General features: G+C 71.2%; 19 protein-coding genes, 1 tRNA gene, 1 other RNA gene and 1 pseudogene. 13 read left to right on the forward strand and 9 right to left on the reverse strand.

Annotated features, from left to right (window positions below; all coding sequences use genetic code 11):
- Positions 1-281: 281 nt before the first annotated feature.
- Both RUR49_RS02475 and nudC read left to right on the forward strand, forming a co-directional pair.
- On the forward strand, positions 282-695 hold the full coding sequence (locus RUR49_RS02475; RefSeq protein WP_409144753.1) for an HIT domain-containing protein: 414 nt from the start codon (positions 282-284) through the stop codon (positions 693-695).
- Between the two features lie 20 nt (positions 696-715).
- Complete coding sequence (nudC, locus tag RUR49_RS02480) at positions 716-1648, forward strand: NAD(+) diphosphatase (RefSeq protein ID WP_409144754.1); 933 nt, start codon at positions 716-718, stop codon at positions 1646-1648.
- A gap of 123 nt (positions 1649-1771) precedes the next feature.
- Here nudC and RUR49_RS02485 read toward each other — a convergent pair whose 3' ends face one another.
- The 4 genes and pseudogenes from RUR49_RS02485 to RUR49_RS02500 all read right to left on the reverse strand — a co-directional run.
- Positions 1772-2074, reverse strand: coding sequence for a hypothetical protein (locus RUR49_RS02485; RefSeq protein WP_409144755.1), 303 nt, complete (start codon positions 2072-2074; stop codon positions 1772-1774).
- A gap of 237 nt (positions 2075-2311) precedes the next feature.
- Positions 2312-2494, reverse strand: coding sequence for a 50S ribosomal protein L32 (gene rpmF, locus RUR49_RS02490; protein WP_409144756.1), 183 nt, complete (start codon positions 2492-2494; stop codon positions 2312-2314).
- 201 nt (positions 2495-2695) lie between these two features.
- A complete protein-coding gene (locus RUR49_RS02495; protein ID WP_409144788.1) occupies positions 2696-3397 on the reverse strand; it encodes a transglycosylase domain-containing protein in 702 nt (233 codons plus the stop codon).
- A gap of 265 nt (positions 3398-3662) precedes the next feature.
- Positions 3663-4544, reverse strand: a pseudogene (locus RUR49_RS02500) (LysR substrate-binding domain-containing protein); the annotation flags it as partial.
- A 235-nt stretch (positions 4545-4779) separates the two neighbouring features.
- On the opposite strand from RUR49_RS02500, the gene RUR49_RS02505 reads away from it, so the two are divergent.
- Positions 4780-5334: a peroxiredoxin gene (locus tag RUR49_RS02505; RefSeq protein WP_409144757.1), complete on the forward strand. Its 555-nt coding sequence runs from the start codon at positions 4780-4782 to the stop codon at positions 5332-5334.
- Positions 5335-5604: 270 nt separating this feature from the next.
- Complete coding sequence (locus RUR49_RS02510; protein WP_409144758.1) at positions 5605-6141, forward strand: carboxymuconolactone decarboxylase family protein; 537 nt, start codon at positions 5605-5607, stop codon at positions 6139-6141.
- A gap of 33 nt (positions 6142-6174) precedes the next feature.
- Here RUR49_RS02510 and RUR49_RS02515 read toward each other — a convergent pair whose 3' ends face one another.
- On the reverse strand, positions 6175-8088 hold the full coding sequence (locus tag RUR49_RS02515) for a propionyl-CoA synthetase (protein ID WP_409144759.1): 1914 nt from the start codon (positions 8086-8088) through the stop codon (positions 6175-6177).
- A gap of 238 nt (positions 8089-8326) precedes the next feature.
- Here RUR49_RS02515 and RUR49_RS02520 point away from each other — a divergent pair, with 238 nt between their 5' ends.
- The 7 genes from RUR49_RS02520 to RUR49_RS02550 all read left to right on the forward strand — a co-directional run bounded on the left by RUR49_RS02520 (position 8327) and on the right by RUR49_RS02550 (position 13251).
- The gene (locus tag RUR49_RS02520; RefSeq protein WP_409144760.1) at positions 8327-9082 is read left to right on the forward strand and encodes a sulfite exporter TauE/SafE family protein; all 756 of its coding nucleotides are present in this window, start codon (positions 8327-8329) and stop codon (positions 9080-9082) included.
- Positions 9083-9147: 65 nt separating this feature from the next.
- Positions 9148-9244: signal recognition particle sRNA small type (gene ffs / locus RUR49_RS02525), an RNA gene on the forward strand.
- A 109-nt stretch (positions 9245-9353) separates the two neighbouring features.
- Positions 9354-11312, forward strand: a complete 1959-nt coding sequence (locus tag RUR49_RS02530; RefSeq protein ID WP_409144761.1) for a DNA polymerase III subunit gamma/tau — start codon at positions 9354-9356, stop codon at positions 11310-11312.
- Positions 11313-11376: 64 nt separating this feature from the next.
- A complete protein-coding gene (locus tag RUR49_RS02535; RefSeq protein ID WP_409144762.1) occupies positions 11377-11697 on the forward strand; it encodes a YbaB/EbfC family nucleoid-associated protein in 321 nt (106 codons plus the stop codon).
- Positions 11698-11719: 22 nt separating this feature from the next.
- Positions 11720-12328, forward strand: coding sequence for a recombination mediator RecR (gene recR, locus RUR49_RS02540; RefSeq protein WP_409144763.1), 609 nt, complete (start codon positions 11720-11722; stop codon positions 12326-12328).
- Between the two features lie 221 nt (positions 12329-12549).
- Positions 12550-12625, forward strand: a tRNA-Ala gene (locus RUR49_RS02545).
- A 146-nt stretch (positions 12626-12771) separates the two neighbouring features.
- The gene (locus RUR49_RS02550) at positions 12772-13251 is read left to right on the forward strand and encodes a hypothetical protein (RefSeq protein ID WP_409144764.1); all 480 of its coding nucleotides are present in this window, start codon (positions 12772-12774) and stop codon (positions 13249-13251) included.
- Positions 13252-13292: 41 nt separating this feature from the next.
- Here the strand turns inward: RUR49_RS02550 and RUR49_RS02555 are convergent, their stop codons facing one another.
- The 3 genes from RUR49_RS02555 to RUR49_RS02565 form a co-directional block, all read right to left on the reverse strand.
- Positions 13293-13532 (reverse strand): hypothetical protein, encoded by a 240-nt coding sequence (locus RUR49_RS02555; protein ID WP_409144765.1) that lies wholly within the window; start codon positions 13530-13532, stop codon positions 13293-13295.
- Positions 13533-13652: 120 nt separating this feature from the next.
- On the reverse strand, positions 13653-14444 hold the full coding sequence (locus RUR49_RS02560; protein ID WP_409144766.1) for a hypothetical protein: 792 nt from the start codon (positions 14442-14444) through the stop codon (positions 13653-13655).
- On the reverse strand, positions 14441-15757 hold the full coding sequence (locus RUR49_RS02565) for a hypothetical protein (RefSeq protein ID WP_409144767.1): 1317 nt from the start codon (positions 15755-15757) through the stop codon (positions 14441-14443). Before RUR49_RS02565 ends, RUR49_RS02560 begins: the two co-directional genes overlap by 4 nt.
- A gap of 189 nt (positions 15758-15946) precedes the next feature.
- On the opposite strand from RUR49_RS02565, the gene RUR49_RS02570 reads away from it, so the two are divergent.
- Together RUR49_RS02570 and RUR49_RS02575 are read left to right on the forward strand one after the other, a co-directional pair.
- On the forward strand, positions 15947-17014 hold the full coding sequence (locus RUR49_RS02570) for a C4-dicarboxylate TRAP transporter substrate-binding protein (protein ID WP_409144768.1): 1068 nt from the start codon (positions 15947-15949) through the stop codon (positions 17012-17014).
- A gap of 72 nt (positions 17015-17086) precedes the next feature.
- On the forward strand, positions 17087-19048 hold the full coding sequence (locus RUR49_RS02575; RefSeq protein WP_409144769.1) for a TRAP transporter large permease subunit: 1962 nt from the start codon (positions 17087-17089) through the stop codon (positions 19046-19048).
- Positions 19049-19090: 42 nt separating this feature from the next.
- Here the strand turns inward: RUR49_RS02575 and RUR49_RS02580 are convergent, their stop codons facing one another.
- Positions 19091-19555, reverse strand: a complete 465-nt coding sequence (locus tag RUR49_RS02580; protein WP_409144770.1) for a RidA family protein — start codon at positions 19553-19555, stop codon at positions 19091-19093.
- Positions 19556-19739: the final 184 nt, after the last annotated feature.

Genomic DNA, 19739 nt, shown 5'->3' on the forward strand with positions numbered 1-19739 from the left:
GGTCTTTCCGGAGATGTCATTTAGATCATGTCGCCAACGCCCGGCGCGGCGGCGCGGTTCCCGCCGATGCGGACCAGTCGCCGCGTCGGAAGGCGCCCCTGCCCCGATTCGGGGCGAGGCGGCAACGCCCGAGGGCGCGAAGGGGCGCGGTCCCTGGCGAAACACTCGGCGACATCGGCGCGCCTTGCCCGCCGCGGCGGCGCGGGGCAGGATCGTGCTCCCTCCCGTCCGGTCCCATCGACGACCGCCCGCCGGTGACCTGCCCTGATGATCCCTTTGCGATGACCTCCTTCGTCCTCGACGCGCGCCTGGAAGCCGACACCGTCCGGGTCGCCGACCTGCCACTGTCGGCCGTCCGGCTGATGGACGACGCCACCTATCCCTGGCTGGTGCTGGTGCCGCGCGTGGCGGGCCTCGTCGAGCTCACCGACCTCACGCCGGCGCAGCGCGCGGTGCTGATCGAGGAGATCGCCGCGGCGGAGCGCGTGCTCGCGGCCGCAACCGGGTGTCACAAGCTCAATGTCGGCGCCCTCGGCAACCAGGTGGCGCAACTTCACGTGCACGTCATCGCCCGCTTCACCACGGACGCGGCGTGGCCGAACCCGGTCTGGGGTGCCGCCCCGCGCTCGGCCTGGGACGAGCATCGCCGCGCCGCCTTCGTCGCCGACATCGCCGCCCGCCTCGGCGCCGGCTGACCCTTCGAAGGCCCCGCCCGATGCCGATCCCTTTTCCCGACGACGAGCCCTCGCGGCTCACCGGCTTCTCGACCTCGACGCTCGACCGGCTCGGCGACCGCCGCGGCGACGCCGCCCTGCTTTCGGCGCTGGCCGAGCGGGCGGATGCCGGCTTCGTGCTGCTCGACCGCGACCGCCCGGTGCTCGCGGGTCTCGGTGACGTGCGCACGGCGGTGCACGGGCGCGGCGTAGCGGAGACGCTGTCGGCCCGCCTCGAGCAGGCGGTGTTCCTCGGGCTCGACGGGGAGCAGGCGCTGTTCGCCGCGGCCCTGCCGCCGGTGGACGCGCTGCCGGAGGGCTTCGAGGCCTGCGACCTGCGCGGCCTCGCCATGGACGGCGTCCTCGACGCGCGGGCGCTGTCGGTGCTGGCGGAGGCGAAGAGCCTCGTCGACTGGCACGGCCGCCACGGCTTCTGCGCCAACTGCGGAACGGCGACGCAGCTGTCCACCGGCGGCTGGCGGCGCGACTGCCCGGCCTGCGGCGCCCAGCACTTTCCCCGCACCGACCCGGTGGTGATCATGCTGGCGGTCGACGGCGACCGCTGCATCATGGGCCGGCAGGCCCGCTTCATGCCGGGGATGTATTCGTGCCTCGCCGGCTTCGTCGAGCCGGGCGAGACGATCGAGGACGCGGTGCGGCGCGAGATCCGCGAGGAGGCCGGTGTGCCGGTCGGCCGCGTGCGCTATCTCGCCAGCCAGCCGTGGCCGTTCCCGTCGTCGCTGATGATTGGCTGCCTCGCCGAGGCGCTCGGCGAGACCATCACGATGGATTCCGACGAACTGGAAGACTGCCGCTGGTTCGACCGCGACGAGGCGGCGGCGATGCTGGAGCGCACTCACCCCGAAGGCCTCACCGCCCCGATGCCCTTCGCCATCGCCCACCGCATCCTGCGGGCCTGGGTGGAGGCGGGGTAGGCGGGGAACCGTCGCGCTTTCCGGCCGACGAGCGTCACGCCACGTCCTCCGCCCGTCGGCTGCCCTCCCCTCGCCCAACGGCGCTTCGCCTGCCGCACGCCGGCCGCCTTCGATCCAGCAGCGCTACGCGGCGAGCGCACCCGCATAGAGGTCGAGAGCGCCGCCGGCACTGTGGGGAAAGGCCATCCTGGCCTCCTCGAGCAGTTCCAAGGCGCGCTGCCGGTGGCCCGCCCGGAAGGCGAGGTGCAGCGCGCTCATCAGGTCGAGCTCGAGTTGGGAGCGCTGGTGCACGCCCACATTGTAGTGCTTGACGATGAAGTCGTCGCCGACCTTGTAGAAGCCGGACTGCTCCGACCCGCCTTTGCCGAAAACCTGCCAGCCCGGCTGCGGCCGGCTGACGTCGAAGAACTGATCGAACCCGAGCATGACAACCTCCCCCTGAGATGGACGGGGAAAGTGTCCCTCTAAAGTTGCATAAAGTACATATATACACGCAAAAGTGTAATGCCCCGACGGCCGGGCCGGTCATCGGCGCAAAGGCGACGACACCCGCGAAACGGCGCGCACGTCAAAGCACCCCGCGCCGGAGGCACGGAGTGCTCGCATTCTCGCGAAGTGCTGGAAAGCGCGGTGCCGGCCGTCGAGCGGCCGGCGGTGCGCGCCTCAGTCCTGCTTGGGCTCGAGGATCTGGCGGCCGCGGTACATGCCGGACTTCAGGTCGACATGGTGCGGGCGGCGCAGTTCGCCGGAGTCCTTGTCCTCGACATAGGTCGGGGCCTTCAGCGCGTCGGCCGAACGGCGCATGCCGCGCTTGGAGGGGGAGGTCTTTCGCTTCGGAACAGCCATCGTCGTCGTCCTTCTCGGCCGCCGGAAACGGCGAGGTTCGCGCGGGCGGCCCTGAAGGCCGGCCGGGAGCTCGTCGATCGGACCCAGCGGAAATCGTGGGGCCTTATACAGAGGCGGCGGGCGGATGGCCAGAGGCCTGTCGAAACGGATGGCGAGGGCCGCGACGTCGCGATCGCCAGTCGGCAGTCGGGGAAGACTGGCTCACCCATCCGGGTAGATGCAGTCGAGCAGGCCGCCGGACTGGCGGGCGCGGGCGGCGATGGTGTTCGCCCGCCGGTTGACGCCCCCGGTCGGCTTGCCGGCATTGCGGACGATCGGGTTCGGCAGCACCGCGACGAGCAGCGCAGCCTGGCGGGCGGTGAGCTTGTCGGGTGTCGTGCCGAAGGCGCGCTCCGCCCCGGCGGCGATGCCGAACTCTCCCTCCGGCCCCCACTCGGCGATGTTGAGGTAGATCTCGATGACGCGCGCCTTCGGCAGCGTCAGGTCGATCCAGGCGGCGAGCGGCAATTCCACCGCCTTTCGCACGACGTCGCGCCCCGGCCACAGGAACAGGTTCTTGGCGAGCTGCATCGGGATGGTGCTCGCCCCGCGCGTCGCCGCGCCCTCGGCATAGTCGTCGAGCACCTTCTGCAGCTCGACCAGGTCGACGCCGAAGTGGTCGCAGAAGCGGGCGTCCTCGGAGACGACGAGCGAGCGCACCAGCACCGGGGCGACGTCGTCGAGCGCCACCCAGTCGCGCGTCACCGGCTGCAGCGTCACCGCGCGCCAGACCATCAGCGTCGAGACGGGGGGCACGAAGCGGTAGACGAGCGTCAGCACGAACGGCGCGAGCACCAGCGCCACGACGACGAGCAGGATGCGGCGCAGCCAGCGGCGTTTGCGGGGGCGGGTCGATGGCAGCATCGCGATGTCGCCGGTCTCCGCGCCGGGACCGTCGCGGCCGGTGTCGTCTGGGCCGGGACCGTCGCGGCCGGTGTCGTCGGGGCCGCTTCCCGTCGCCTCAGGCACGACCGAGGCTCGGCAGCGGTGGCGGCACGGGCAGCACGCAGGCCGGCACGGCGCCGCGGGCGAGACGGGCACCGTCGGACCGGGGCGAGGCGGCGGGCGGCGGCGCTTCCCCGCTCGGGCCGGCGCGGCCGCCGTTGCCCTGGCGGCCCTGCACGAAGCCACGCAGATGCGCCGCGAGCAGGCGGAAGTCGGCCGCCCGGCGCGAACGGCGGCGCCAGGCGAGCCCGAGGTCGCGGCTCGCACCGGCGCCGTCGACCGGCACCACGGCGAGTTCGGTGCCAGCGGTGATGCCGGCGTCCACCGCGATGCGCGGCAGCAGCGTCGGGCCGAGGCGGTTGTCGGCCATCTGCACCAGCGTCGTCAGCGATGTCGCGCGCACCTCCGCCGCGCCCGGCGGCGCGCTGCCGGCCACCGACAGCACGTGCTGGCGCAGGCAGTGGCCGTCTTCGAGAAGCAGCAGCGGCTCGGCGGCGAGCTCCTGCGGACGCACGGCGGTGCGGGAGGCGAGCGGATGCTCACGCGGCGCCGCGAACAGGAACGGATCGCGGCCAATCAGCTCCGTCTCGAGGCCGTCCACCTGATAGGGGAAGGCGATCAGCACGGCGTCCAGGCGCCCGTCCTTGAGGTCCTCGATCAGCACCCGCGTGATCCCCTCGCGCAGATAGAGGCGCAGTTCCGGATAGCGGCCGCGGAGCGACGGCAGCGCCCGCGGCAGCAGGAACGGCGCTATCGAGGGGATGACGCCCAGGCGCAGCTTTCCGGCCAGCGGCACGCGGTCGCAGCGGGCGATGGCGCCCAGTTCCAGGGTGTCGGAGAGGATGGTGCGCACCCGCGCCAGCACCGCCTCGCCGGCTTCCGTCAGGGTGACGACGCGGCCGGACCGATCGACGAGTTGCGCCTCCACGGCGACCTCAAGCGCGCGGATCGCCGCCGACAGCGACGACTGGCTGACGTTGCAGATCTCCGCCGCACGGCTGAACGAACGGTGCTCCGCCAGCGCGGCAAAGTACTGCATCTGTCGAATCGTCGGCAGCGGCGTCATCGGGCTCACAATGTCGGCGACGGCCCGGGCAGCGCGCGCAAAGGGCGCCGCGGGGGGAGGGAGCCGTCGATCGAACCCGAGCATATCGATTTTTCCGATCGGTTCGTGCGGAATTATGATTTTGACCGGCCGCAATGCGGCATGCCATCTCGCAGGTACGGTAGCGACCGGCTCGGCGCCACCGCCATTCCTCCCCGGACTGTACCGACAATCTGGCCTTTCAAGGAGATCCGAGATGCTCGGAATCGGCGACAAGCTGCCGTCGTTCAGCGTGACCGGCGTGAAGCCGGGCTTCAACGCCCACCAGGAGAACGGCGAATCCGCCTTCGAGACGCTCACCGAGGCGAGCTTCCCCGGCAAGTGGAAGGTGATCTTCTTCTATCCGAAGGACTTCACCTTCGTCTGCCCGACCGAGATCGCCGAGTTCGCGCGCCTCGCGGCCGAGTTCGAGGACCGCGACGCCGTCGTCATGGGCGGCTCCAGCGACAACGAGTTCGTCAAGCTCGCGTGGCGGCGCGACCACCGCGACCTCGACAAGCTGCCGATCTGGCAGTTCGGCGACACCAACGGCTCGCTGATCGACGGCCTCGGTGTGCGCTCGCCGGACGGCGTCGCCTACCGCACGACCTTCATCGTCGACCCGGACGGCACCATCCAGCACGTCTACGCGACCAACCTCAATGTCGGCCGGAACCCGAAGGACACGCTGCGCGTCCTCGACGCCCTGCAGACCGACGAGCTCTGCCCGTGCAACCGCGAAGTCGGCGGCGACGTGCTGAAGGCCGCCTGAGGCGTTCTTTCGAGACGACGAGTCGGGACGGCATCGGCGGGACCGTCGCCCGCCGTCGCCCCGGTCCCTGACAGAGTGCCCATCCGGAGCGGGCGGTGGACCGTCGAGCCGCCGCCCGCCCTGACAGACTGCCCCATCCTGAACGCCCGCCGCGCCGCATTGAACGGCGATCGGCACCGCGCACTGTTCGCCCGCCCACGCCCCGCCGGCGCCCTCCCCGCGTCGGCGCGAGCGGCGTGGACGCCCTCATGGATTGCCAGGAGGCCTCCGATGTCGATCGACGCCCTGAAGCAGCAGCTGCCGGAGTTCGCCAAGGACGTCCGGCTGAACCTGTCGGCCATCGCCGGCGACGACACCCTGACGGCGCAGCAGAAGTACGGCCTGCTCGTCGCCTGCGGCATCGCCAGCCGCAATGCGGTGGTGCGCGACACCCTCGTCGCCGAGGCGGCGCCCCACCTCTCGCCGGCCGCGATGACCGCCGCCAAGGCGGCCGCGACGATCATGGGGATGAACAACGTCTACTACCGCTTCGTCCACCTCGCCTCGAACAAGCAATACGGCACGCTGCCGGCGAAGCTCCGGATGAACGTCATCGCCAGCCCCGGCGTCGACAAGGTCGACTTCGAGCTGTGGTCGCTCGCCGTGTCGGCGATCAACGGCTGCGGCATGTGCATCGACGCCCACGAGGCGGTGCTGGCGAAGGCCGGCGTGCCGACCGAGCACATCCAGACCGCCGTGCGCTACGCCGCGATCGTGCAGTCGGCGGCGATCGCGCTCGAAGCCGGCGCCGTCGGCCTCGCCGCCTGAGAGGGCGGCGCGGCGCGCCGCTCCTTTTGCGCCTCAGCCGACCGGCTTGGCGAGGCCGCGGCCGCGCAGCGCCGTCTCGATCTCCGGCAGCACGGCGGCGTCGTCGATCGTCGCCGGCACGCGCGGCGGCTCGCCGTCGGCGAGCTGGCGGATGGTGCCGCGCAGGATCTTGCCGGAGCGCGTCTTCGGCAGCCTGTCGACGGTGATGGCGAGCTTGAAGGCGGCGACCGGGCCGATCTGCTCGCGCACCCGCTCGACCAGCTCGCGCTCGATGTCGGCGGTCGGCTGGTCGATGCCCGACTTCAGCACGACGAGACCGCAGGGCACCTGCCCCTTCAGCGCATCGGCGACGCCGATGACGGCGCACTCGGCGACCGCCGGGTGGGACGACAGCACCTCCTCCATCGACCCCGTCGACAGCCGGTGGCCGGCGACGTTGATGATGTCGTCGGTGCGCGACATGATGAACAGGTAGCCGTCCTCGTCGACGTAGCCGGCGTCCGACGTCTTGTAGAAGCCGGGGAAGTCCTCGAGGTAGCCCGAGCGGAAACGCTCGTCGTCGCCCCACAGCGTCGGCAGGCAACCCGGCGGCAGCGGCAGCCGGATGACGATGTTGCCGAGCGTGCCCGGCGCCACCGCATGGCCGCCGTCGTCCACCACCTCCACCGCATAGCCGGGCATCGCCACCGTCGGCGAGCCGTACTTCACCGGCAGCAGCCCGAGTCCGGCGGGATTGGCGGCGATCGGCCAGCCCGTCTCCGTCTGCCACCAGTGGTCGACCACCGGCACGCCGAGGATGCGCTCGGCCCACTGCACGGTGTCGGGGTCGGCGCGCTCGCCGGCGAGGAACAGGGTGCGGAAGCCCGAGAGGTCGTAGTCGCCGACCTTCCTGCCCTCCGGGTCCTCCTTCTTGATCGCCCGGAAGGCCGTCGGCGCGGTGAACAGCGCCGCGACGCCATAGTCGGCGACGATCCGCCAGAAGGTGCCGGCGTCGGGTGTGCCGACCGGCTTGCCCTCGAACAGCACCGTCGTGCAGCCGTGCAGCAGCGGGCCGTAGACGATGTAGGAGTGGCCGACCACCCAGCCGACATCGGAGGCGGTGAAGAACACCTCACCCGGCTCCAGCCCGTAAACGGCCGACATCGACCACTTCAGCGCCACCATCATGCCGCCGGAGTCGCGGACGACGCCCTTCGGCTGGCCGGTCGTGCCGGACGTGTAGAGGATATAGAGCGGATCGGTCGCATCGACCGGCACGCAGGCGACCTTGCGGCCGGCATCGCGCGCGGCCTTCACCAGCGCGCCGAGATCGGCGTCGCGGCCCTCGACCAGGGTCGCGGCGAGCTGCGGGCGCTGCAGGATCAGGCAGCGCTCGGGCTTGTGGCGGGCGAGTTCGATCGCGTGGTCGAGCAGCGGCTTGTAGGCGACGACGCGCGACGGCTCGATGCCGCAGGAGGCGGAGACGATCACCTTCGGCCGGGCATCGTCGATGCGGGTGGCGAGCTCGGCCGCCGCGAAGCCGCCGAACACCACCGAGTGCACCGCCCCGAGGCGCGCGCAGGCCAGCATGGCGAACACCGCCTCCGGCACCATCGGCATGTAGAGGACGACGCGGTCGCCCTTCGTCACGCCGTGGTCGGCGAGCACGGCGGCCGTTGCCTGCACCTCGTCGAGGAGCTCGGCATAGGACCATTCGCCGCGGCTGCCGGTGACGGGGGAATCATAGATCAGCGCCGCCTGGCCGGGCCGTGTCTCGAGGTGGCGGTCGACGGCGTTGTGGCAGACATTGCAGGTGGCGCCGGGAAACCAGCGGCCGTAGACGCCGGCCTCGGCGTCGAACACCCGCGTCCACGGCGAGTACCAGTCGATGCCGCGGGCCGCCGCCGCCCAGAACGCCTCCGGGTCCCGCTGCCACGCCTGATAGACTTCGCGATAACGGCTGACCATGCCCATCTTCCTCCGTCGGCCGGCGACGGAGCGCGCCTCCGCCGCACCGGCCGGTCCCCCGCGGGGCCGGCTCTCGTTGCCGAATGTTTCCCACCCGCGGACGGGCGAATGCAAGCGTGGGGAGAATGCGTACACGCTGCCGATTGCGGGCGGACGGGTGTGAGACTTTAGGCTATCGTCCCGCTCCCCGCCCCGTCCGCACCCCCCGCGGCCCCGCCCTCCCCTGCCTTGATCCGAGATGCTGACCGACCCGACGTTCTATCTGTTCGCCTTGCCGGCGGTGTTTCTCATCGGCATCTCGAAGGGCGGCTTCGGCGGGGGCGCGGCGCTGCTCGCCGTGCCGCTGATGTCGTTCGCCCTGCCGCCGCTGCAGGCGGCCGGCATCCTCCTGCCGATCCTCGTCGTCATGGACATCGCCGGCCTGATCGCCTACCGGCGCGACATCGACAGGGCGACGCTGATCCACACGCTGCCCGGCGCCATCATCGGCACCGGCATCGGCTGGCTGACGGCGACCTGGGTCACCGACACGCATGTGCGCCTGATGGTCGGCGTGATGGCGGTCGCCTTCGTGCTCTTGCACTGGTTCCGCCCGCCGGCGCCGACGCCGCGCGGCCACAGCCACGTGCGCGGCAGCCTCGCGGGCTTCTTCTCCGGCTTCACGAGTTTCATTTCCCACGCCGGCGGCCCGCCCTTCCAGATCTACATCATCCCCTTGAGGCTGGAGCCGAAGCTGTTCGCCGGCACCAGCATCGTCTTCTTCGCCGTGCTGAACGCCATCAAGGTGCCGCCCTACTTCTTCCTCGGCCAGTTCACGCACGAGAACCTGCTCGCCTCGGCGGTGCTGCTGCCGCTCGCGATCGTCTCGGTCTATCTCGGCGTGCTGGCGGTCCGGGTGATCTCGGCGAAGCTGTTCTACCGGATCGCCTACATCTCGGTGTTCGTGGTCGGCCTGAAGCTCACCTGGGACGGCATCACCGGCCTGATCGGCTGAGGACGGCGGCGACGGCGCCGACGGGGCGCTTGCCAAGCCGCCCCCGGTCGCCGATATACGGGGCGGGAGGTTGGTGGTGGACGCGCCACTCGCCAACCGGGTCAGGTCCGGAAGGAAGCAGCCCCAACGAGCCCGGCACGGGTCATCGTGCCAGCCTCCCACCCTTTCCGTCGCTCCGGCGCCGAGTCCCGCGCGCTCCGCCCGTCCCAGCGGCGCCGGCGGTCCGCCCGGAGAGCGGTCCCCGGGGCCGCAGAGCGCCGCGGGGACACGGATGACCGAGACGCCCGAGGCCGGCCCCCCGATCGACACCCCGCCCTGGAGCGACCCGGCCCCGGCTGGCGCAGCCGCCGATGGCGCGGCCAGCTCCGCCCTCCCCGACGACGGCCCCGCCCTGTTTCCCACCGACGCGCTCCCCGTCACGCCGGCCGCTACGGCGCCCTATCGGGTGCTGGCGCGCAAGTATCGGCCGCAGCGGTTCGAGGACCTCATCGGCCAGGAGCCGATGGTCCGCACCCTCACCAATGCGTTCGCCGCCGGCCGCATCCCGCAGGCGTGGATGCTCACCGGCGTCCGCGGCGTCGGCAAGACCACCACCGCCCGCATCCTCGCCCGCGCCCTGAATTTCCGTAGCGCCGCCGTCGACCGTCCGAGCATCGACCTCACCGTCCCCGGCGAGCACTGCAAGGCGATCATGGAGGGCCGCCACGTCGACGTCATCGAGATGGACGCGGCGTCGAACACCGGCATCGCCGACGTGCGCGAGATCATCGAGGCCTCGCGCTACCGGCCGGCGACGGCGCGCTACAAGGTCTACATCATCGACGAAGTGCACATGCTCTCGACGGCGGCCTTCAACGGCCTCCTGAAGACGCTCGAGGAGCCGCCGGAGCACGTCAAGTTCGTCTTCGCGACCACCGAGATCCGCAAGGTGCCGGTGACGGTGCTGTCGCGCTGCCAGCGCTTCGACCTCCGTCGCGTCGAGGCGGACGTGCTGGTCGCCCACCTCGCCAAGATCGCCGGCGCAGAGAGCGTCGCGGTCGAGGACGAGGCGCTGGCGCTGGTCGCCCGCGCCGCCGAGGGCTCGGTGCGCGACTCCCTTTCGCTGCTCGACCAGGCGATCGCCCACGGCGCCGGCACCGTCACGGCCGAGGCGGTGCGCGCGATGCTCGGCCTCGCCGACCGCGCCCGCGTCGTCGACCTGTTCGAGCACGTCATGCGCGGCGATGCCGGGGCGGCTCTGGCCGAGCTCTCCGACCAGTATGCGAGCGGCGCCGAGCCGTCGGTGGTGCTGACCGACCTCGCCGCCTTCACCCACCTCGTGACGCGCCTGCGCATCGTGCCGGAGGCGGCGCGCGACCCGAGCCTGACGGCGGCCGAGCGCGACCGCGGCACGGCACTCGCCGCCCGGCTGACGGTGCCCGTGCTGACGCGCGCCTGGCAGATCCTCCTGAAGGCGATCCCTGAGGTGCAGGGCTCGCCGCGGCCGCTCGCCGCCGCCGAGATGGCCCTCGTCCGCCTCGCCTATGCCGCCGACCTGCCGAGCCCGGAGGAGGCGATCCGGATGATCGCAGAGGGCAAGGCGGGCGGGGCGCCATCGCGGCCCGCCGGTCCTGCCGGCAACGGTGGCAGCGGCGGCGGCGGCGGAGCGACGGCCGTCGCCGCCGGTGCCGCCTACGGCGGTGGCGCGCCCGCCCCCCGCGGTGCCCCGCGCCTCGCCGCCGAGACCGCGCCCAGCGCCGTTGCGCCATCGGCCGCCCCTCGCACCGTGAGCGGCCCCGTACTCGCCTCGCTCGCCGACGTCGCCGCCCTCTGCGGTGAGCGGCGCGAGCTCAGGCTGAAGTTCGCGGTAGAGCGGCAGTTGAAGCCGGTGCGCTTCGAGGCCGGCCGAATCGAGGTGGAGCCGACCGCCGACGCGCCCTCCGACCTCGCCGGCGAGATCGGCCGCAAGCTCACCGAATGGACCGGCACGCGCTGGGTGGTGACGGTGACGCGCGGCGCCGGTGGCACGACGCTGCACGACGAGCGCCTCGCGACCGAAAGTCGCCGCCGCGACGACGCCGCCGCCGACCCGCTCGTCTCCGCCGTGCTCGCCCGTTTCCCCGGCGCCAAGATCGTCGACATCCGCATGCGCGCCGATGAGGTGCTGCCGGCGCCTCCCGCCGCCCTGCTCGACGAGGACGGCGAGATCGCCACACCCGACGAAGCCTTCGACGACGGGCTCGACTTCTGACCGCCGGCACCCGATCTCCCCACCATCCGCCGCCCCGGCGGCCCGAACCCGCGAGGACGTCCCGATGGACATGCTGAAGATGATGAAGCAGGCCAAGCAGATGCAGGAGAAGATGGCCGGCCTGCAGGAGGAGGTGGCGCAGATCGAGGTGATCGGCACCTCCGGCGGCGGCCTCGTCCGCGTCACCTTGAGCGGCAAGGGCGACCTCAAGGCGCTCTCCATCGACCCGTCGCTGGTGAAGCCCGAGGACGCCGAGATCATCGAGGACCTGATCGTCGCCGCCCACGCCGACGCCAAGGGCAAGGCGGAAGCCGCGCTCGCCGAGCGCACCCAGGCACTGATGGGCGGCCTCGGCCTGCCGGCCGGCCTGAAGCTGCCGTTCTGAGGCGGGGCGAGGACCCCCTCCGATGCCCGCCCGCGCCGTCGCCGGCCCCGAGATCGAGGCGCTGGTGCAGCTTCTCGCCAAGCTGCCCGGCCTCGGGCCGCGCTCGGCCCGGCGCGCGGCGCTGCACCTCGTCAAGAAGCGCGCCGGCCTGCTCGAGCCGCTGGCGGCGGCGCTGTCGCGCGTCGGCGAGACGGTGCGCACCTGCTCCACCTGCGGCAACCTCGACACCCGCGACCCGTGCTCGGTCTGCACCGACCCGACCCGCGACCCCTCGGTGATCGTCGTCGTCGAGGACGTCGGCGACCTCTGGGCGCTGGAGCGGGCGGGTGCGCTGTCGAGCCGCTACCACGTGCTCGGCGGCGTGCTGTCGGCGCTCGACGGCGTCGGGCCGGAGACGCTGGCGATCGGCCGGCTGGTCGAGCGCGCCCGCGACCCGGCGGTGCGCGAGATCGTCATCGCCGTCAACGCCACCGTCGAGGGCCAGACGACGGCGCACTATCTGATGGACGAGCTGAAGGACGTCGACGTCGCGGTGTCGCGCCTCGCCCACGGCGTGCCGGTCGGCGGCGAGCTCGACTATCTCGACGAGGGCACGCTGTCGGCCGCACTGCGCCAGCGCCGGCCGTTCTGACGGGCGGGGAGCGACCGCGGCACCTTAGCGCGACCCGCAGATTTCCTGGCTTCCGGCCGCCCGTTCCGCCCGATCGTCAGCCGGCTGCAAACGGCCTTGATTCCGTCGGGCGACGCAACTATGGTCCGCCCCGCTCGACGAGCCGGCCGTTCCCAAACGGCCGCGGCCTCCGGTCTCCGGTCCGCCGCCCACGCTCGTCGGCACACCCGTCACCGGGTCGTGGGGCCATAGCTCAGTTGGGAGAGCGCTTGAATGGCATTCAAGAGGTCGTCGGTTCGATTCCGTCTGGCTCCACCAAATCTCTCCTGAGGCGATAGACGCGGCAGAAGAACAGGCAGGCCCCCGTCGGGGTCGGCCGCGTCTGCGCGTGTCGCGCGTCACAGCGCGAGGGATGATCGCCCGTTAATCCTTGGGTTGTTCTTGCGGAACCCGAGGAGCATCCGATGACCATCACCAAGGCCTTTGCCGTCGCCGGCGCCGTGGCAGTTCTGGCGACCCCGCTCGCCGCGAAGCCGCTGTTCAACGCCCCCCAGGACAAGGACGCCGAAGTCGTCCGGCCGTCGGCGGCCGGCCAGCCGAAGCGCTTCGCCGCGCAGGTCACCGCCACGTGCGAGGGTGGCTTCTGCGTCGCGAAATTCGGCAAGAAGAACGGCAAGGAACGAACCGTCGAGGTTCTCACCTGCCTGATGTACTCGAATGGCAAGAATATCTTTGCCGGGGTAAATCTCAATCCCGACGATGACGATGTCTATGAGTTCTTCATCCCGCCGGCATCGAGCGAAGACCTGAACGGCGTCGCATACTCGATCTTCACGTGGACGAAGAATTTCCAGGTGCCGAGCGGCATACCTCTCAACGTCGTGCTGCAATCGAGCGGCGCCCAGGCGATTTCCACGTGCACGGCGAGCGGGACAATCGGCTGAGCGGAGACCGTCGAAGGCAGCCGACAAGTCCGGGCCGGCCGTCAGGCGCCGCCGGTCGGCACCACGGTGACGCGCCACGGCTTGCGGATGGCGGCCTTCACCGCCGCCTCCGTCTCGAGTGGATCACTGCCGGCCGGCGCGCACACCGACAGGCTCGCCATGTCGCCGTCCCCACCACTCAGCTCGAAGGCGGTGATCACCCCGTCGGCCACCAGCCCCTGCAGCACACCGGCCGTGTCCTCCGACAGGTCGCCTTGGGACGTCTGCGATGAGCGCTGCATGTCGCCTCCCGATCCGGCTCCCGCTCCGCGGCCTCGGGCCGTCGACGGGTACCGATGATGCAATGACGCCGGCCGGAGCGTCGTTCCGTCCCACCCGCCCATCTTCGCGGGCGGTCGCCCTCAGTCCGCCGCTCGCTCCGCCAGTTTCAGCGCCGCGAGTTCCTCGGGCGTGAAGTAGTACATCTCCCGCGGCGGCGTCTCCATCGCATGGAACCACACTTCGGCGTCGACCCCCATCTCGACGAGATGGCGCTGGATTTCCGCCGAGACGCGCTGCGCCTGCACCATGTCCGGCTCCGCCCCCGGCAGCGCGAGGCCCGCCGTCTTCACCGTCGTGATCTGGTGGACACCGACCGCGGCATCGCCCGCCGCGCGCCGCTCCACGCCGCCGGCGAGGATGAGCGGGCAGGACGAGGCGCAGAGCGCCCCCGTCTCCACCGCGGTGTCGAGCTCGCGCTCACGGATCAGGCGGCTCATCGCCAGCGCGTCCTGCACGGAGCCGCCGGGAGAATCGAGCACCACCGTCTCCACATAGTCGCCGCGGCGCGCGATCTCCTCGGCGAAGCGCTCGGCCGTTCCCGGCGTGATCGTCCCGACCGCCTCCAGCCGCCCGCCGGCGACGAGCTCGAGCGTCATCGGCTCGCGCAGCCGCTCCTCCGGCGTCGTCCCGGCCCGCCGGCCGGGATCGGCCTCGCCGGGACGCGAGGAGGGCAGATAGGGCTCCGCCGGCGGCCAGGGCGTCTCCGGTGCGAACATCGGCGCGCCGTCGAGCTGCTCCATCAGGTCGCGGCCGAGCACGGTCGCGGTGAGCACCAGCAGCCCGACGAAGATCGCCCGCAGCACCACGGCCTCGGCGCGGGCGGCGAGGCTCGGCCGGTCGGCCGCCGGGACGCGGGACGACCGCGCGCTCATTCCTTCTTGCCGCTCCAGGCGGAGGAGAGCGGCGTGACCGTCGCATCGGCGCCCGCCCGCGGCGGCACCTCGGCCGCTCCGGGGTGTGCCGCTTCCCGTGGCGCCACGTCAGCCGGCGCGGGACCGGGCACCGGCATCCGCCGCTGCTCGCCCTCGACCTCGCGCAGGAGCCGCATGGCGGTGAGGAGCTGGGCCGCCGTCATCGTCTCGGCGTCGGCCGGCGTGTCCTCGCGCCGGATGGCGGCGTGGACGACGCAGAGGATCAGCACCAGCACCGCCGGCAGGAGGTCGATCGAGATCGCCCCGGCCCAGCTCGGCAGGAAGTCGCCGGCATAGCGAAGCACCGCCTCGGCGGTGGAGAGCGGCTGATAGCGGGCCGGCTCTACCGGGCCGTTGCCGATGATCGTCTGCGCCGCCTGCGACAGCGCGTTCGCCTGCGCGGCGACGGCACGCTCGACATTGTCGACGACCGCGCTCTGGCGGCCGGCGAGATCGGCCGTGCGCCCGTCGGCGGCAGGCGCGATGAAGCCCGCCGCGAGGTCGTCGGCGGCACGCTTCACGGCGGGCGCCATCGAGGTCTGCTCGAGGGCGGCGATGGTGCCGATCAGCTTCATCGCCTCCGCCCCGAAGGCGTCGCTGCGCGCCTTGATGTCGCCCTGGGCGGAGACGAGCTCGCGCATCGCCGCCACGTGGGCGCTGCCCTCGGCATAGAGCGCGCTGACGGGGGCCGCGCTGTCGGCCACCTCCTGGCGCAGATCCTCGAGCTGGCTCGACATCTGGCTCAAGAGCTGAACGACGGTGCCCGACCCGCCGGTGCCGGTGAGCGCGCCGCCACGTTCCGCGTCGGCGAGACGGGCGAAGCGGGTGGTGGCGAGCTCGATGTCCGGCAGCAGGCTCTGGGCGCCCAGCGCCCGGTTGTGGGAGGCGTCGAGGTCGCGGGCGTAGGCCTGCAGCGTCACCGCGAGGTGCTGCTCGACCGCGGCGGAGCCGGCGAGCGCGGCGGCGTTCAGCCACGACGACATCGCCACGATCATCACCGAGCCGAGGATCATCGCGGCGCCGAGCCAGATGCGGCTCGCCACGTCGCGCACCTGCGGCAGGAGGCGCAGCAGGAACGACCAGAACGCGTAGATCGCCACCGACACGGCGGTCGAATAGATCAGTGCCGCGAAGAAGGTGAGCGTCGGCGAGCCGTCGAGCAGGTCGCGGACGCCGAGATAGGTGTAGACGCCGGAGGCGAGCGCGAGGACACCAAGCGTCAGCCGCATGGTGAGATCGAGCCCGCGAACCCCTTCGCGCAACGCGGACGACATCGCGGCCTGCCTTTCCTGGGTTTCCCCGACTCTGCCGAGCTTTGCGCCGGCAATGTGACGCAGCCGGTGCCCGGAGCACGGCCGGCGTCACTCTCGCACCGCCATTCGCCGACGGCGAGCGAAGCCGTTGTTGCGGTTTAGGCAAACGTTTGCATACTGAGGGTTGGTTTCGCCTCTGGAGGTTCAAAAATGAAAATGTTGTCCGCGGCCGCCGCCCTGTTGGCCGGCTCGCTCCTCGCCTTTCCCGCCTCGGCGCTGGAAACCGTGCGCCTGACGATGTCCTCCAGCCATCCGACCGCCGTCGCCTGGGTCGGCGCGCTGAAGACCCACGTCGTCGACAACGCCAATGCGCGCCTCGAAGCGATGGGCTCGAACTACCGCATCGAGTGGACGGAAGCCTTCGGCGGTTCGCTCTACGACTTCAACGACACGCTGGAAGCCGTGCAGGACGGCCTCACCGACATGGGCTGGGTCGGTTCGCTGTGGGAGCCGGCGAAGCTGCCGCTGCAGAACATCATGTTCGCGACGCCCTTCGTCACCAGCGACGTCGAGCTCTCGGTCGACGTGCTGAACGAGATGAACGACTCCATCCCCGAAATGAAGGCCGAGTGGGACCGCCACAACCTCGTCTTCCTCGGCGCGACGGTGTCCGACACCTATCACCTGTTCACCAAGTTCCCGGTGAACTCGCTCGCCGATCTGCAGGGCAAGAAGATCGTCGGCGCCCCGGCGCTCGGCCCCTGGCTCGAGGGCACGGGCGCGATTCCCGTGGGCGGCGGCCTGCCGACCTTCTACCAGCAGATCCAGACCGGCGTTGCCGACGGCAGCATCATCATCCCGACCGGCGCCTTCTCGCTGAAGCTCTATGAGGTCGCGCCGCACATCACCCTCGTCGACATGGGCGTGACGACGATCGGCGGCCTCGCCGTCAACAAGGAGCGCTGGGAGAGCCTGCCGGAGGACGTGAAGAAGGTGCTGGCCGAGCTCGGCCGCGAGTACAGCTCCGTCCACGCCAAGGAGGTGGCGGCGCGCTACGAGGCCTCGCTCGAGAAGATGAAGGCGGCGGGCGCCATCATCACCGAGCTGCCGGCCGAGGAGCGCCAGAAGTGGGTCGACGGTCTCTCCAACCTCGCCAGCGCCTGGGTGGTGCAGACCGAAGCGGCCGGCCTGCCGGGCAAGGAGATCCTCGTGCGCTTCATGGCTGAGGCGCGCGAGCGCGGCGCGCAGCCGCTGCGCCAGTGGGACGAGGGGCTCTGACGCCTCCCTCCCGCCTCACCTGACGCGACAGACGGCCGGCCGCAGGGCCGGCCGCTCACTTTCGGGATCTTCATGCGCACAGCCGAGACGACGCCGACCTCCCGTTCTCTCGCCGATGCCCTCGTCGGCGGCTCGGCGCGGCTGTGCGCCGGCATCAGTGCCACCTGGATCTTCGCGCTGATGGTGCTGATCTGCACCGACGTGGTGCTGCGCTCCTTCTTCAACGCGCCGCTGATGGGCGTGCCGGAGGTGGTGGCGCTGTCGGTGCCGGGCATCGTCTTCCTCGCCGCCGGCCAGGCGGTGCGCACCGGCCGCTTCCTGCGTGCCGACTTCCTCTACGCCCCGTTCCTGCGCCGCTACCCGCAGGCCGGCGCGGTGCTGTCGCTGCTTTACGACGCCGCCGGCCTGGTGATCTTCTGGAAGGTGACGGAGGGCGTCTGGCCGCGCTTCGCCACCGCCTGGACGACCGACGAGTTCTTCGGCGCCGTCGGTGCCTTCAGCGCGCCGGTGTGGCCGTTCATGGGGGCGATGCTCGTCGGCTGCGCCCTGATGACCGTGCAGTTCGCCGCCCTCTTCGTCGTCGACCTGATGCGGGTCGTCGCACCGGGAGCCGCTCCGGCGTCCACGGAGACGGGCCCGGCGAGCCATCCCCTGCGCGGCTGGGCGGCGCTCGCCGCCTTTCTCCTCGTCGTCGGCGCCGGCCTCTACGCCCTCCTCTACGGCGACCTGTCGCCGGTGGGGATCGGCTTCGTCGCCATCGGCGGCATGCTGCTCCTGGTGCTGTGCGGCCTCCACATCGCGACCGCGCTGCTCGTCCTCTCCTTCTTCGGCATCTGGATGGTGCGCGGCAGCCCCGCCATCGCCGACCGGTCGCTGTCGCTCGCCGCCCTCGGCTCGATCAGCTCCTACTCGTTCGGCGTCATCCCGCTGTTCATCCTGATGGGGCTGCTCGTCGACATCGCCAATGTCGGCCGCGACGCCTTCGCGGTGGCCGCCAACCTGCTCCGGCGGGTGCGCGGCGGCCTCGGCATCGCCACCGTCTTCGCCAACGCGGTGTTCGCCGCCATCACCGGCTCGTCGATCGCCTCGGCCGCGGTGTTCACCCGCGTCGCCACCCCGCAGATGATCAGCCACGGCTATTCGAAGCGCTTCGCCGTCGGCGTCGTCGCCGGCTCGTCGGTGCTCGGCATGCTGATCCCGCCGAGCCTGCTCCTCATCGTCTACGGACTGATCGCCGAGGTCTCGGTCGGCCGGCTGTTCACCGCCGCGATCCTCCCCGGCCTGCTGCTCGCCGGCACCTTCTCGCTGATGATCTTCCTGATGGCCCGCTTCACGCCCGGCCAGATCGGCCAGCCGCGCATCGCCGACGACGTCGAGACGATCACGCTCGGCGAGTTCGCCGGCAAGCTCCTGCCGATCGTGCTTCTGGTCGCGGTGGTGCTCGGCGGCATCTACACCGGCTACTTCACGCCGACGGAGTCCGGTGCGGTCGGAGCGGCCGGGGCGCTGATCATCGCACTCGCCCGCCGCAGCCTAGACTGGAAGAAGTTCGGCAAGATCCTCGTCGAGTGCGCCGAGATCTCCGCCTCGATCCTCGTCCTGATCGTCGCGGCCAATCTCTACAGCCGCATGCTGACGCTGACCGGCATCCCGCAGGCGGTGTCGGGCTATATCGTCGCCGCCGAGCTGGGCATGTTCGCCTTCCTCGCCGTCTATCTGCTGATCCTGATCGTGCTCGGGATGTTCCTCGACTCGGTGTCGATCATGCTGGTGGTGCTGCCGCTGATGCTGCCGGTCGTCAGCGCGCTCGGCGGCGACCTCATCTGGTTCGGCATCGTCACGACGATCGCGGTGGAGATCGGGCTTTTGACACCACCGTTCGGGCTCGCGGCCTATGTGGTGAAGGGGACGCTGCCGGAGGGCTCGGCGACGCTCAACGAGATCTTCGCCGGCTCGCTGCCCTTCGTCGGTGCGATGATCCTCGTCACCATCATCGTGATGGCGTTCCCGATCCTCAGCCTGGCACTGCTCTGATCGCCCGGCGGCGGAGCCGCCGCCGGGCCTTCGATATTGGCGTCAGCCCTTCTTCGGGTAGACGGCCATCACCTCGATCTCGATGCGGGCGCCCGGCGTCGACAGCTGGTTGACGCAGATCGTCGTGCTCGCCGGCGACCAGTCGCCGAGGAACTCCTTCAGCGTCCCCGTCATCACCTCGATCTCGCGCATGTCAGTGAGGAACTTCGTGATCTTCACGACGTCCGTCCAGGTCAGGCCCTCGTGCTCGAGGATCGACTGGATCGTCCGCATCGCCCGCCGCGTCTGCTCGCGGATGTCGTTCGGGTGGTCGTGCTCCGACCAGTCGTGCGGGTGCTTGTGGTAGAGCGGCGACGGCGTCGCGCCGGAGATGAACAACAGGTCGCCCGGCGCCTCGACGCGGATCGCCGGCGCATAGGGCATGTCGGCGACCCGGCTCGGGTCGGTGTGGATCTCGCCGATGCCGGCGTTGGTGGGCGAGGTGCGGTAGGCGGCGGGTCGCGTCACGGCGGCGGCCTTTCTGAAGGCGTTGCGGAAATCGTCGGGCCGGCGAATAGCTGCCGTCCCGCGGCCGAGCGTCGTGCAAACGATTGCTCGGCCTCTGACCGCTTTGTGCCATGCCCCGGAGCCATCGATCAACGCGTTCCGCCAAGCGGGGGGCGTCACCGATCTCGGCTCAGGCGGCCCGGGG

It is taken from the genome of Pseudoxanthobacter sp. M-2 (genome assembly GCF_046156265.1).
In the GTDB taxonomy this organism is placed as follows: Bacteria; Pseudomonadota; Alphaproteobacteria; order Rhizobiales; family Segnochrobactraceae; genus CAMDHY01.